This window comes from Bradyrhizobium sp. DOA9 (genome assembly GCF_000617845.2).
Classification (GTDB): Bacteria; Pseudomonadota; Alphaproteobacteria; order Rhizobiales; family Xanthobacteraceae; genus Bradyrhizobium.
In genome coordinates, this window is sequence record NZ_DF820425.1 from 3,328,204 (window position 1) to 3,341,323 (window position 13,120).

A 13,120-nucleotide genomic window follows, 5' to 3' on the forward strand; every position below is an offset into this window, starting at 1 on the left:
CGATCCTTGCCCGACTCCTGCACGCGGGCCGTGCAGGCTCGGTCAATTTCCATTTGATTCTACGTTGCACGCAGGTTGCGATGCAACATAGTGCTTGACTTCTGCGTGGGTGAGTGCTTACTCACCCAGCATGAGCTCATTGCGTATGACGAGCGACCTGAGGCGTCAATTGATCCTCGGCGCCGCAAAGCGCTGCTTTGCCCGACATGGCTATAACGGCACCACGACCAAGAGCGTGGCGGCCGCCGCTGCCATTTCCGAGGCGCTGCTGTTCAAGCATTTCCCGTCCAAGGCGGCGCTCTATGCCGAGATCCTCAGCGACGAATGCGAGGCGGATCCCGCTCTGATGGAGCTGCTCGAACGGGAGCCGTCGACGGCGGCCCTGGTCGAACTGATCCGCAGCATGGTCCAGCATTTCCTCGCGATCGCGGATGGGCCCGACCAGGAAGAGGCCCAGCGCCTGCGGCTGATGGCCACGAGCCATTTGGATGACGGCGAATTCGCCCGCTTGCTCTATGCCAAGATCGAGACGCTGATCAGCGCGGTCTTCGTCGCCTCGCTCGAGCGGGCGGTTGAGAGCGGTGACGCACGGCCCTGCGCCGGCGATCCGCTCAACCTGTTCTGGTTCGCGCATCATGCGGTGTTGACCGCGGCGCTGACCAGGCTGCCGGCCACGCCCTGTCTCGCCTACGGCAGGGCGACCGACCTGGAGCGGCAGCTGTGTGAGTTTCTCCTGAGGGGTATCGGACTTAACGACGCCGCAATTGCTTCGCATCTGGGCCGCAATCAGGCCGCGGACGCGAACCAGGCGGCGATTGCAGAAAGCGCATGACATGAACATCGTGGCCGAAAACAAGATTTCGGGGCAACCGATCGACAACAAGGCTCCCAAGCGCCCGGTCAAGCCGGTGCGCTGGTTCATCATCGTCGGCACGCTTCTGGCCGTGCTCGTCGGTGGGCTCGTCTGGTTCAATTCTTTCCGCGGCCAGATGATCAAGCAGTTCTTCGCCAACAACAAGCCGCCGCCGACCCCGGTCAGCGCAGCCGAGGCGAAGTCCGAAGTGGTGCCGAACCTGCTCACCGCGGTCGGCAGCCTCGTCGCCGTGCACCAGGTCGACGTCAGCGCCGACGTCAATGGCCGCGTCACCGAGATCAAGTTCGAGCCGGGTACGCGCGTCGAGGCCGGCACGCCGCTGGTGCAGCTGTTCGACGCGCCGGAGCAGGGCGACCTCGCCAATTACAAGGCGCAGGCGACCGTCGCGCAGTTGTCGCTTGACCGCGCCAAGCAGCTGGCCTCGCGCCAGTTCGGCCCGCAGGCGACCGTCGACCAGGCGCAGGCCGCTTACGACCAGGCGCAGGCGGGCATCGCCAAGACCGAGGCGTTGATCTCGCAGAAGCTGGTGCGTGCGCCGTTCGCCGGCGATCTCGGCATGCGCAAGGTCGAGGTCGGTCAGTATCTGACCGCCGGCACCGCGATCGTGTCACTGACCGATCTGTCGGAGCTGTGGGCCAACTTCACCGTGACGGAAAAGGATTCCGGCAGCCTCAAGGTCGGCCAGACCGTCCGGCTGAAGGTCGACGCCTATCCCGGCCGTACCTTCGAGGGCAAGATCACCACGATCGAGCCGCAGATCTCGACCGACACCCGCAACATCCGTGTGCAGGCGACGATCGCCAATCCGGAGAAGATCCTCAAGCCCGGCATGTTCGTGACCACGACGGTGGTGCTGCCGGAAAAGCCGGCCGTGATCACGGTGCCTGAAACGGCGGTCGACTACACGCTGTACGGCGACTCCGTGTTCGTGATCAGCGAAAAGAAGGAAGAGGACGGCAAGACCAGCCTGTCGGCGGTGCGCACTTTCGTGCAGACCGGCAGCCGGGTCGAGGGTCGCGTCGAAATCGTCAAGGGCCTGAAGCCAGGCGACAAGGTCGTCGCCGTCGGCCAGCTCAAGCTGCAATCGGGTGCGCCGGTGTCGATCTCGACCGATCCGGCCCCGCAGATCCCGGCGCAGCCGCCGCGCTACTGACAACATCCTCGCGTGATCCGGCCCGGCCGGATCACGCATCTTGAAAAACGAAATCGAGATCGCCCGCGATGGCCTTTACCGACATTTTCATCAAGCGACCGGTCCTGTCGGTCGTCGTCAGCCTGCTGATCCTGCTGATCGGCCTGCGCGCGGCGATGGTGCTGCCGATCCGGCAATATCCCAAGCTGTCGAACACGGTCATCAACATCACGACCGTCTATCCCGGCGCGTCCGCAGATCTGATCCAGGGCTTCATCACCACGCCGATCGAGCAGGCGGTCGCCTCCGCCGAGGGCGTCGACTACATCACCTCGTCCTCGGTGCTCGGCACCTCGACGATCCAGGTCTACATCAAGCTGAATTTCGATCCGAACCAGGCGCTCACCGAGGTGCTGGCGAAGACCAATTCGGTGAAGTACCTGATCCCGAAGGAATCCAACGACCCGATCGTCACCAAGACCACGGGCCAGACCACGGCCGTGATGTATCTCGGCTTCTCCTCCGAGGAGCTGTCCGGCTCGGCGATCTCCGACTATCTGACGCGCGTGGTGCAGCCGGTGCTGTCGACCGTCGACGGCGTCGCCTCGGCCGACATCCTCGGCGGCCAGACCTTTGCGATGCGGCTGTGGCTCGATCCCGTGAAGATGGCGGGCCGCAACGTATCGCCGGCGGACGTCGCGGCGGCGATCCAGGCCAACAACTTCCAGTCCGCCGCGGGCCAGACCAAAGGCTATCTGATCGTCTCGAACGTCTCGACCAATACGGGCCTGACCAACGTCGACCAGTTCAAGAAGATGATCGTCAGGGCCAAGGACGGCGGCTTCGTGCGGATGGAGGATATCGCCACCGTCGAGCTTGCGGCTCAGAGCACGGACGCCAGCGTCGCCTTCAATGGCGAGCACGCGATCTTCATCGGCGTGAACGCGACGCCGCAAGGCAACCCGCTGACGCTGGTCAAGGGCGTGCGCGCGCTATTCCCCGAGCTCGAGCGCAGCCTTCCGCCGTCGATGAAGATGAAGGTCGCCTACGACTCGACCAAGTTCATCCAGTCCTCGATCGAGGAGGTGGAGAAGACGCTGGGCGAGGCCGTGATCATCGTGATCGTGGTCATCTTCCTGTTCCTGGCCTCACTGCGGTCGGTCATCATCCCCGTCGTCACCATTCCACTGTCAATGATCGGCGTCTGCACGCTGATGCTGGCGCTGGGCTTCAGCTTCAACCTCCTGACGCTGCTCGCGATGGTTCTGGCGATCGGCCTCGTGGTCGACGACGCCATCGTCGTGGTGGAGAACATCCACCGCCATCTGGAGGAGGGCAAGACGCCGGTCCAGGCGTCGCTGCAAGGCGCGCGCGAGATCGTGGGTCCCGTCGTCTCGATGACCATCACGCTCGCGGCCGTGTATGCGCCGATCGGCTTCCTCGGCGGCCTCACCGGCTCGCTGTTCCGCGAGTTCGCCTTCACGCTGGCCGGCTCGGTGATCGTGTCGGGCGTGATCGCGCTGACGCTGTCGCCGATGATGTGCTCGGTGCTGCTGAAGAACACCGAAGAGGGCCGGTTCGCCAAGCTCGTGAACCAGGTGTTCGGCGCGATGACGCGCTGGTACGGCCGCAGGCTCGATCGTTCGCTGGACTACAAGGCCATCACCGGCCTGTTCGCGCTCACCATCCTCGGCCTCGTCGGCTTCCTCTACATGCACACCTCGAAGGAGCTCGCGCCCGAGGAAGACCAGGGCATCGTGTTCGCGGTGACCAAGGCGCCGAAATACGCCAACATCGACTATCTCGATTTCTACGGCGAGAAGCTCGACAAGGAATTCGCGAAGTTCCCCGAGACCGATCTGCGCTTCGTGCTGAACGGCATCAACGGCCCGCAAGGCGGTATCGCCGGCATGCTGCTCAAGCCGTGGGACGAGCGCAAGCGCTCGTCGATCCAGCTCAAGCCGCTGGTGCAGGCCGAGCTCTCCAAGATCGAGGGCGTGCAGGCCTTCGCGTTCAACCTGCCGCCGCTGCCGGGCGGACCGGGCGGCTTGCCGATCCAGATGGTGATCAACTCCACCGCCGGCTTCCAGACCGTCTATGAGCAGATGGAGAAGCTGAAGGACGCCGCGCGCAAGAGCGGCATGTTCATCGTCTCCGACAGTGATCTCAACTTCAACCAGCCGAACGTGGAGGTGACGATCGACCGCACCAAGGCGCAGGACCTCGGCGTCAACATGCAGAACCTCGGCGCCACGCTCGCGGTGCTGCTCGGCGGCAACTACATCAACCGCTTCAATCTCGAGGGCCGCTCCTACCAGGTGATCCCGCAGGTCCCCCGTGCCAAGCGGCTGTCACCTGAATCGCTCGCCGGCTTCTATGTGACGACCAACACCGGCCAGCAGCTTCCGCTATCCACCGTCGTCTCGATCAGGACAAAGACCGACCCGAATTCGCTGACTCACTTCAACCAGCTCAATTCGGCGACGTTCTCGGCCGTGCCGATGCCTGGCGTGACCGTCGGCGCCGCGGTGGACTTCCTTGAAGGCGAGGCCAAGAAGCTGCCGCAGGGCTTCAGCCACGACTATCTGGCGGACAGCCGTCAATATGTGCAGGAAGGCAACCAGCTCGCGATCACTTTCGGCTTCGCGCTGATCATCATCTTCCTGGTGCTGGCGGCGCAGTTCGAGAGTCTGCGCGACCCGCTGGTCATCATGATCTCGGTGCCGATGGCGATCGTCGGTGCGCTGATCCCGCTGTTCTTCGGCGTGGCGACCATGAACATCTATACCCAGGTCGGTCTGCTCACGCTGGTCGGCCTCATCACCAAGCACGGCATCCTGATGGTGGAGTTCGCCAACGAGCTCCAGGTGAAGGAACGGCTCGACCGCCGCTCGGCCATCGAGATGTCGGCCCGCATCCGCCTGCGGCCGATCCTGATGACGACGGCCGCGATGGTGACCGGCCTGATCCCGCTCCTGACCGCGACCGGTGCAGGCGCGGCCAGCCGCTTCTCGATCGGCCTCGTGGTCGTCGCCGGCATGTCGATCGGCACGCTGTTCACGCTGTTCGTGCTGCCGGCGGTCTACGTGGTGCTGGCGACCGACCATCGTGCGGCGGCCGATTCCGAGCGGAACAAGCAGATCGACGAGCTGGACCTCGATTCAAAGGTGCTGCGGCCCACCTGAGGTCGCTGGCAGGGTAGTCCCGAGAGAGCGGCAGCGGTGATCCGCTGCCGCTCTTTTTGTTAGGCCTCTGGCGATCCGCTTCCCGCGCTTGCGAGAGACAAGGTCCGGTCTTCTTGCTAGGTTCCGCGGGATGAGCCTGTCCGTCCACCCCGACACCCCGCAAGCCGGGACACTGCCGAGCGCGGCCCGAGGCGAGGCCGCCTCCCGTGAGACGGCGGGCCGCGGAATCCGGACCCGGCTCTTTGCCAAATACGTCGCGCTGTTCGTGGCCGTCGTCGCCATTGCGCTGCTCGCCAACGGCCTGTTCGAGGTCTACTTCTACTATCGCGAGCACAAGGCTTCGCTGATCCGGGTCCAGCACGAGCAGGCCGAGGCGGCGGCGGCCAAGATCGGCCAGTTCGTCAAGGAGATCGAGAGCCAGCTCGGCTGGACCACGCAGCTGCCCTGGTCGGGTGGCTCGATCGAGCAGCGCCGGTTCGACGCACTGCGCCTGTTGCGCCAGGTGCCTGCGATCACCGAGCTGGCTCAGGTGGATTCGAGCGGCAAGGAGCGCCTCCGGGTCTCGCGCCTGGCGATGGACGCGCTCGACAGCGGGATCGACTTGTCGAGCGATCCGAAGTTCACCGAAGCGGTCGCGCGCAAGGTCTATTACGGGCCGGTCTATTTCCGCCGGGAGTCCGAGCCTTATATGACGCTGGCGCTGGCGGGCGCGCGCAAGGATGCCGGCGTCAGCATCGCCGAGGTCAATCTCAAGCTGATCTGGGACGTCGTGTCCCAGATCAAGGTCGGCGAGCGCGGCAACGCCTACGTGGTCGGCCCGGAGGGCCGCCTGATCGCGCATCCCGACATCAGTCTCGTTCTGCGCAACACCGACATGTCCGGCCTTCCGCAGGTACGTGCCGTGCGGGCCGGCGGTGGCATGCCCGACGTGCTTTCCGAGGCCTACAACATCCAGGGACAAAAGGTGCTGACCGCCTCGGCCCCGATCGAGCCGCTGCGCTGGACCATGTTCGTCGAGCTGCCGGTCGAGGAAGCCTATGCGGCGCTCTACGCCTCGCTGCAGCGCCTTGCCATCGTTCTGCTCGCGGCCTCCATCTTCGCGGTACTCGCCGGGATCTTCCTCGCGCGCCGCATGGTCGGGCCGATCCAGGCGCTGCGGAGCGGCGCCGAGCGAATGGGTGGCGGTGATTTCTCCCAGCGCATCTCGATCAAGACCGGCGACGAGCTCGAGGGGCTCGCGGACCAGTTCAATCACATGGGCGAGCGCTTGCAGGAATCCTATGCCGACCTCGAGAACAAGGTCGAGCAGCGCACCGCGCAACTCCGGCAATCGCTCAACGAGCTGCGGACCGCGCAGGACCGGCTGATTCAGACCGAGAAGCTGGCTTCCCTCGGCCAGCTCACCGCCGGCATCGCCCACGAGATCAAGAACCCGCTCAACTTCGTCAACAATTTCTCCGCGGTCTCGACCGAGCTGATCGACGAGCTCAACGAGATCCTGCAATCCGCCGCGTTCGACGGCAAGACGAAGGAGGAGGTCGACGAGCTGACCGGCATGCTCAGGGCCAATCTCGAGAAGGTGGTGCAGCACGGCAAGCGCGCCGATTCCATCGTCAGGAACATGCTGCTGCATTCGCGTCAGGGTTCGGGAGAACATCGCGCCGTCGATATCAATGCGGTGGTCGAGGAAAGCCTTAATCTCGCCTATCACGGCGCGCGTGCCGAAAGGCCTGCCTTCAACGTTACGCTGCATCGAGAATTCGACCCGGCCGTCGGCGCGATCGACATCTATCCGCAGGAGATCGCGCGCGTCTTGCTCAACCTGATCTCGAACGGCTTCTATGCCGCGGCCAAGCGCAAGGAGAGCGAGGGCGAGGTGTTCGAGCCTACGTTGCGCGCGGCAACGAAGAATCTCGGCGACAGGGTCGAGATCCGGATCCGCGACAACGGCACTGGGATTCCGCCTGAAGTAAAGGACAAGATGTTCAATCCGTTCTTCACGACCAAGCCGGTCGGCGAAGGCACGGGGTTAGGCCTTTCAATGAGCCATGACATCGTGGTGAAGCAACACGGCGGCACGATCGACGTGAACACTGCACAAGGTGTATTCACCGAATTCATCATCACGCTGCCGCGGGAGATGGCAGCGGGCGACACGTCCGGAGGAAAGTCTTGAACGTCTACATCCTGGTCGTTGATGACGAGCCCGACGTCGAGGCACTGTTTCGGCAGCAGTTCCGGCGCGACCTGCGCGCCGGCCGCTTTCAGATGGAGTTCGCGCTCTCGGCCCCCGAGGCGCTCGAGCGGGCTGCCGAGGTTCGTGATCCCTCGCTGATCCTGATCCTGTCGGACATCAACATGCCCGGCATGAGCGGGCTCGACATGCTGCCGAAGGTGCGCGCCGCGCATCCGGACGTTCCCGTCATCATGATCACGGCCTATGGCGATGCCGAGACGCGCCGAAAGGCGATCGAACGGGGCGCCGTCGGCCTCCTCACCAAGCCGATCGACTTTGCGCTGCTGCGCCAGGAGATCGATACGAGGCTCGAGCAAGCCGCATGACTGCGACCATTCTCTTCGTCGACGACGAGCCGGACCTCGAGGCGTTGATCCTGCAGAAATTCCGCAGGCAGATCCGCGATGGGCAGCTCGCGCTCATCTTCGCGCGCGACGGCCTGGAGGCGCTGGAATCGCTGGAGCAGAATCCGCATGTCGATATGGTGGTCTCCGACATCAACATGCCGCGGATGGACGGTCTGTCGCTGCTGGCGAAGCTCCAGGAGGCCGAGGAGAAGAAATCGACCATCATCGTTTCGGCCTATGGCGACATGAGCAACATCCGCACCGCCATGAACCGTGGCGCGTTCGACTTCCTGACCAAGCCGATCGACTTCGCCGACCTCGAAGCCACGATCGAGAAGACCATCCGCCATGTGGAGATGCTGCGCGAGGTTCGGCGGCGCCAGATGGAAGCCGAGCGCGCCCATGCCTCGCTGTCGCGCTTCTTCTCGCCGGAGATCGCAAGGCGGCTGGCCGGGGACGTCGATGGCGACGGCATGGAGGTGCAGTGGCGCGATGTCGCCACCCTCTTCACCGACATCACCGGCTTCACCTCGCTGGTCGAGACCGCGCCTCCGCAGACGCTGGGCGAGCTCCTCAACGAATATGTCGGCGGCATGACCGAGGTCGTCTTCGCCCATGAGGGGACGGTCGCAAAGATCATCGGCGATGCGATCCAGGTGCTGTTCAACGCCCCAGGTGACCAGCCGGACTATGCAACGCGCGCGGTCGCCTGTGCGCATGACCTCGACGCCTGGGCGGAGGACTTTTCGGCGCGCTGGAAGGCAAGAGGCGTGAATTTCGGAGCTACCCGCATCGGTTCCCATGCCGGTCCGGCGCTGGTCGGCAATTTCGGCGGCAACCGCTTCTTCGATTACACGGCCTATGGCGACACCATCAACATTGCGGCCCGGCTGGAGGCGGCGAACAAGCATTTGGGAACGCGCATTTGCGTCAGTGCCAGCGTGGCGAAGGGAGCCGAAAACTTTCATGGCCGTCCGGTGGGCGATCTGATGCTGCGCGGACGCAGCGAGCCGTTGCGCGCCTTCGAGCCGCTGCCGCAGGCGAAATTCGAGGCGCCGGAGACGACGCAATATGCCGAAGCCTTCGCCAAGATGGAGGCCGGCGATGCCGCGGCCATGCCGGCCTTTGCCGCGCTGGTCGGCATGCACGCCGACGATCCCTTGGCCGGATTTCACCTGAAGCGCCTGCTCAACGGCGCCAAGGGCACTCGCATGCAACTGGAATAGGAGTCCGTCATGACGCGCGAATTCTCGGCCGGCAATTACCGTTTCATTCCGTCCGTCTTCCAATACTCTGCCGGTGCTGCCGCGGATGAAGGCTACGAGATCGAGCGGGTCCGGTTCGATCGCATGGTGCCGCTCGCGGAAGGGTTTGCGCTGGCCGCAAAGTTCATCCAGGAGGCGGGTCGTCCGCTGACGGCATTCTGCGCCTGCGAGCTGCGCTCGCCCGCGGCCTTCAGCGAGGAAGGTTTTCGCGCGTTCAACCTGCATTATGTGAAGACGCTATCCGAATGGGGCATCTTCGACGGCAGCACCAATCCGGTGGCGCGCAGCAATGTCTGTCCGGAGTTCGATCCCCCGTCGGAGCCGTCGTTCTATGCGTTCTCGTTCACGCGTCCGACGCGGTCAAATTTGCCGAGCTTCGTCATCGCCGGCGGCGCCGAGGCGCGCGAGGGCAGCGGCACCTATGTGGAGCGCACGGTGCGCTACCGCGATCTCAGCCCGGAGGGGCTGCGCGAGAAGGTGCGCTTCACCACCACATCGCAGATGGAAAACCGGATGGCGGCCTTCGGCTTCGGCTGGAAGGATACGACCGGCGTGCAGGCCTATTCCGTGCACGACTTTCACCACGCGCTGGTGGACGAGCTGGTTCGCCGTGGCGCGCTCCGCTCCGGGCTGACCTGGCATTTCGCCCGTCCGCCGGTGGTCGATCTGGAATTCGAGATGGATTGCCGCCGCGTGCTGCGGGAGGTGGTGATCTAGCGCTGCCTTGGGTCGAGCGCGTCGCGCAGGCCGTCGCCGAGCAGGTTCAGCGACAGCACCACGAGGAAGATCGCGAGACCCGGCCAGATCGCCATCCAGGGCGCCTGGGTCAGGAAGCGCTGTGCGGCGTTGAGCATGCTGCCCCAGGACGGCGCCGGCGGCTGCTGGCCGAGACCAAGGAAGGAAAGGGCGGCCTCGGCGATGATGGCCGCTGCGATCGAGAGCGTCGCCTGCACCAGCAGTGCCGGCAAGATGTTCGGCAGGATGTGCGAGAACGCGATCCGCCACGGCGGATTGCCGAGCGCGCGCGCCGCCTCGACATAGTCTTCGGCCTTGACGACGAGCACCTGGCCGCGGGTGAGGCGGATGAAGATCGGCGTTGCCGAGATGCCGATCGCGATCATGGCGTTGCCGAGGCTCGGGCCGAGGAACGCGGCGAGCGCAATCGCCAGGATCAGGAACGGGCAGGCCAGCATCGCATCCGTGATGCGGCTGATCAGCGCGTCGACGAAGCCGCCGCGATAGCCGGCGAGCAGGCCGAGCGGCACGCCGATGCCGAGCGCGATCGCGACCGAGATCAGGCCGGCGAGCAGCGAGGCGCGCGCGCCGTAGACGACCCGGCTCAGGATGTCGCGGCCGAGCTCGTCGGTGCCGAACCAGTGGGCTGCAGTCGGCGGCTTGCGCACCAGGCTCCAGCTGGTCGCGATGGGGTCATAGGGCACCACCAGCGGCGCAAGGGCCGCAAGAAGGATGAAGGCCGAGATCACGACAAGCCCGAACACCGCTGCCTTGCGCTTGAACAGCCGCCGCCGCGCACGCCGTGCCGGGCTGTCGAACTCGTAGGCCTGCGTGGCGGGGCTGGCTGGGAGCGCTACGTCGGTCATCGTCTAGCCCCTCAGCCGTGGGTTGACGAGGATATAGGCGATGTCGGCGACGAGGTTCAGCGTGATGTAGACCGTGGCGGTCACCAGCACCACGCCCTGGACCACGGCGTAGTCACGGTTGAACACGGCGTCGACGATCAGCTTGCCGAAACCGGGAATGGAGAAGATCTGCTCCGTCAGCACGGCGCCCGACAAAAGCGTGCCGAGCTCGAGCGCGCCGAGCGTGATGACGGGGGTCAGCGCATTGCGCATGGCGTGTTTGAGGATCACCGTGCGTTCCAACAGTCCTTTGGCGCGCGCGGTGCGCACGTAGTCGCTCTCCAGCACCTGAAGCATGGCGCTGCGCGTATGCCGCATCAGGATCGCGGCGATCGCGTTGCCGAGCACGAAGGCCGGCATGATGGTGACGGCGAGGCTCGCGCGCCAGTTCTCGGTGAGCGGCACGTAGCCGGAGGCCGGCAGCCATCCAAGCTCGATCGAGAACAGGAAGATCAGCATGATCCCGAGCCAAAAGTTCGGCGTCGAGATGCCCCACAGCGCAAAGAGATTGGCGCCATAGTCCCAGGCCGAACCTTTCTTCACGGCGGCGACGATGCCGGCGGGAATGCCGATCAGCAGCGCGATCAGGATCGCCATCGAGCCGAGCTGAAGCGTCACCGGCAGCTTCTGCGCGATCAGCTCGCGCACCGGCATCTTGTTGCGCAGCGACTCGCCGAAATCGCCCGAGAGCACGCCCTTGATCCAGTAGGCGTACTGTACCGGGACTGGCTGATCGAGCCGATATTGGCGACGGATCTGCTCGATCACGGCGGGATCACGCTCTTCGCCCGCCATCACCAGCGCGGGGTCACCCGGCAGCAATTGCTGCAGCGAGAAGATCAGCACCGAGACGAAGAACAGCGTCGGCACGATCTGCACAAGACGGCGGGCGAGGAAGTTCAGCATCCTCGCAGCGTCACTTCAGCTTGAGACCGACAACGCGGACGAGGCCGTCCGGCATCTGCCTGTAGCCTTCGAGCTTGGTCGTGTGCGCGATGATGATGCGGCGATGGTAGAGATACAGCAGCGGTTCTTCCTCCTGGACCAGCTTGGCCAGGACCTCGTAGCTCGCCTTGCGCTTGGCGGGATCGGTGACGAGCCGCGCCTCCTCCAGCGCCTTGTCGGCTTGCGGATTGTTCCACCCGCCATAGTTCTGCGGCGCGCCGTTGTGCAGGAAAACGAAGGTGTTGCCGTCAGGGTCGACGCGGCCGCTCCAGGCGAGCATGTAGGCCTGGTAGTCACCGGCTTCCGCTTGCTTGAGCCCGGTCGCGAACTCGGTGACGCGGATCTTCATGTCGAAGCCGGCTTCCGCCGCCATCGACTGGATCACCTGCGCCGGCGTCTCGGTCTCCGCGCCCTTGGGCACCATGAAGTCGACGCTGACCGGCGGCGTCACGCCGGCCTCCTTCAGCAGCGCTTTGGCTTTCTCGACGTTGCGCGGACGGACCGGAAGCGATTTCTGATAATAGGGATGATTAGGATTGACCCATTGATTGCCAACCTGAAACTCGCCGTTGAACACGACCTGGTTGATCGCCTCGCGGTCGATGGCGAGGTCGAGTGCCTGCCGCACCTTGGCGGATTGGCTGAGCGGGCCCTTGGCCTTGTCCTTGCCGATGTTCAGCGTAATGCCCTGATAGCCGAGCTCGATGGCGGTCGCGACCTTCAGCCGGGAATCGGCGCGCACCTCCTTCAGATCGGTGGCGAGCACGCGCTCGATCAGATCGAGGCCGCCGGATTTCAGGTTTGCGAGCCGCACGGTGGCATCGACGATCGGCTGAAACACGATCTTGTCGATGAAGATGTTGTCCTTGTTCCAGTAGTCGGCGAATTTCTCGAACACGATGCGGTCCTGCTGCACGCGCTCGACGAACTTGTAGGGGCCGGCGCAGACCGGGCGCAGGCCGAACTTGTCGCCGGCCTCCTTGGCCGCCTTCGGCGACATCATCATTCCGGCGCGGTCGGTGAGCTGAGCAAGCAGGGGCGAGAATGGCGACTTCAGCACTAGCTTGATCGTGAGGGGATCGACGATTTCGACGTGATCGACCGAGGCGAGCTCCGGCTTGCGGAACGAGCCGGGAAAGGTCAGGTGCCGCTCCAGCGAGAATTTTGCGGCCTCGGCATGGAACGGCTCGCCGTCGTGGAATTTCACGCCGGGCCGCAGCTTGATGACCAGCGCCTTGCCGTCGTCGGCGGTTTCGCTCGAGAGCGCCAGCTGCGGCACGATGTTGAGCTTCTCGTCGATGTCGAACAGCTTGTCGCAGAAGGAAGAGAACACGATGCGGCCGACATAGGTGCGCGCCATCGTGGGATCGAGGATATCGGGGTCCTCGGCGAGGCCGATGCGCAACGTGGTCTGGGCCTGTGCGGCTCCGATCGACATCAGGACAGCGGCGGCCGTTGCGGCCAGGCGAAACATCTTCATCGGATAATCCCCATTG

At 64.6% G+C, this 13,120-nt stretch carries 10 protein-coding genes; 7 read left to right on the forward strand and 3 right to left on the reverse strand.

All coding sequences use genetic code 11. The features are described 5' to 3' along the window. Positions 1-130 precede the first annotated feature (130 nt). From BDOA9_RS15540 to cnbZ, 7 genes are all read left to right on the forward strand, one after another. Positions 131-832 carry a TetR/AcrR family transcriptional regulator gene (locus BDOA9_RS15540; protein ID WP_025034866.1) on the forward strand — a complete coding sequence of 234 codons (702 nt, stop codon included), beginning with the start codon at positions 131-133 and terminating at the stop codon, positions 830-832. Between the two features lies 1 nt (position 833). After that, a complete protein-coding gene (locus BDOA9_RS15545; RefSeq protein WP_025034867.1) occupies positions 834-2,027 on the forward strand; it encodes an efflux RND transporter periplasmic adaptor subunit in 1,194 nt (397 codons plus the stop codon). A 68-nt stretch (positions 2,028-2,095) separates the two neighbouring features. Further along, positions 2,096-5,191 carry a MexW/MexI family multidrug efflux RND transporter permease subunit gene (locus BDOA9_RS15550; protein WP_025034868.1) on the forward strand — a complete coding sequence of 1,032 codons (3,096 nt, stop codon included), beginning with the start codon at positions 2,096-2,098 and terminating at the stop codon, positions 5,189-5,191. A 130-nt stretch (positions 5,192-5,321) separates the two neighbouring features. Further along, on the forward strand, positions 5,322-7,367 hold the full coding sequence (locus BDOA9_RS15555; RefSeq protein ID WP_025034869.1) for a sensor histidine kinase: 2,046 nt from the start codon (positions 5,322-5,324) through the stop codon (positions 7,365-7,367). Then, positions 7,364-7,753: a response regulator gene (locus BDOA9_RS15560; RefSeq protein WP_025034870.1), complete on the forward strand. Its 390-nt coding sequence runs from the start codon at positions 7,364-7,366 to the stop codon at positions 7,751-7,753. The genes BDOA9_RS15555 and BDOA9_RS15560 overlap by 4 nt, the downstream gene beginning before the upstream one ends. Then, positions 7,750-9,000, forward strand: coding sequence for an adenylate/guanylate cyclase domain-containing protein (locus tag BDOA9_RS15565; RefSeq protein ID WP_025034871.1), 1,251 nt, complete (start codon positions 7,750-7,752; stop codon positions 8,998-9,000). The genes BDOA9_RS15560 and BDOA9_RS15565 overlap by 4 nt, the downstream gene beginning before the upstream one ends. A gap of 9 nt (positions 9,001-9,009) precedes the next feature. Beyond that, positions 9,010-9,756 (forward strand): 2-amino-5-chloromuconate deaminase CnbZ, encoded by a 747-nt coding sequence (gene cnbZ, locus BDOA9_RS15570; RefSeq protein WP_025034872.1) that lies wholly within the window; start codon positions 9,010-9,012, stop codon positions 9,754-9,756. Here the strand turns inward: cnbZ and BDOA9_RS15575 are convergent. The 3 genes from BDOA9_RS15575 to BDOA9_RS15585 are packed head-to-tail and all read right to left on the reverse strand — an operon-like array spanning position 9,753 to position 13,104. Continuing rightward, on the reverse strand, positions 9,753-10,640 hold the full coding sequence (locus BDOA9_RS15575) for an ABC transporter permease (protein ID WP_025034873.1): 888 nt from the start codon (positions 10,638-10,640) through the stop codon (positions 9,753-9,755). The genes cnbZ and BDOA9_RS15575 overlap by 4 nt on opposite strands. Before the next feature lie 3 nt (positions 10,641-10,643). Beyond that, positions 10,644-11,585, reverse strand: coding sequence for an ABC transporter permease (locus BDOA9_RS15580; RefSeq protein ID WP_025034874.1), 942 nt, complete (start codon positions 11,583-11,585; stop codon positions 10,644-10,646). Between the two features lie 10 nt (positions 11,586-11,595). Next, positions 11,596-13,104 (reverse strand): ABC transporter substrate-binding protein, encoded by a 1,509-nt coding sequence (locus BDOA9_RS15585; protein WP_042336122.1) that lies wholly within the window; start codon positions 13,102-13,104, stop codon positions 11,596-11,598. Between the last annotated feature and the right edge of the window lie 16 nt (positions 13,105-13,120).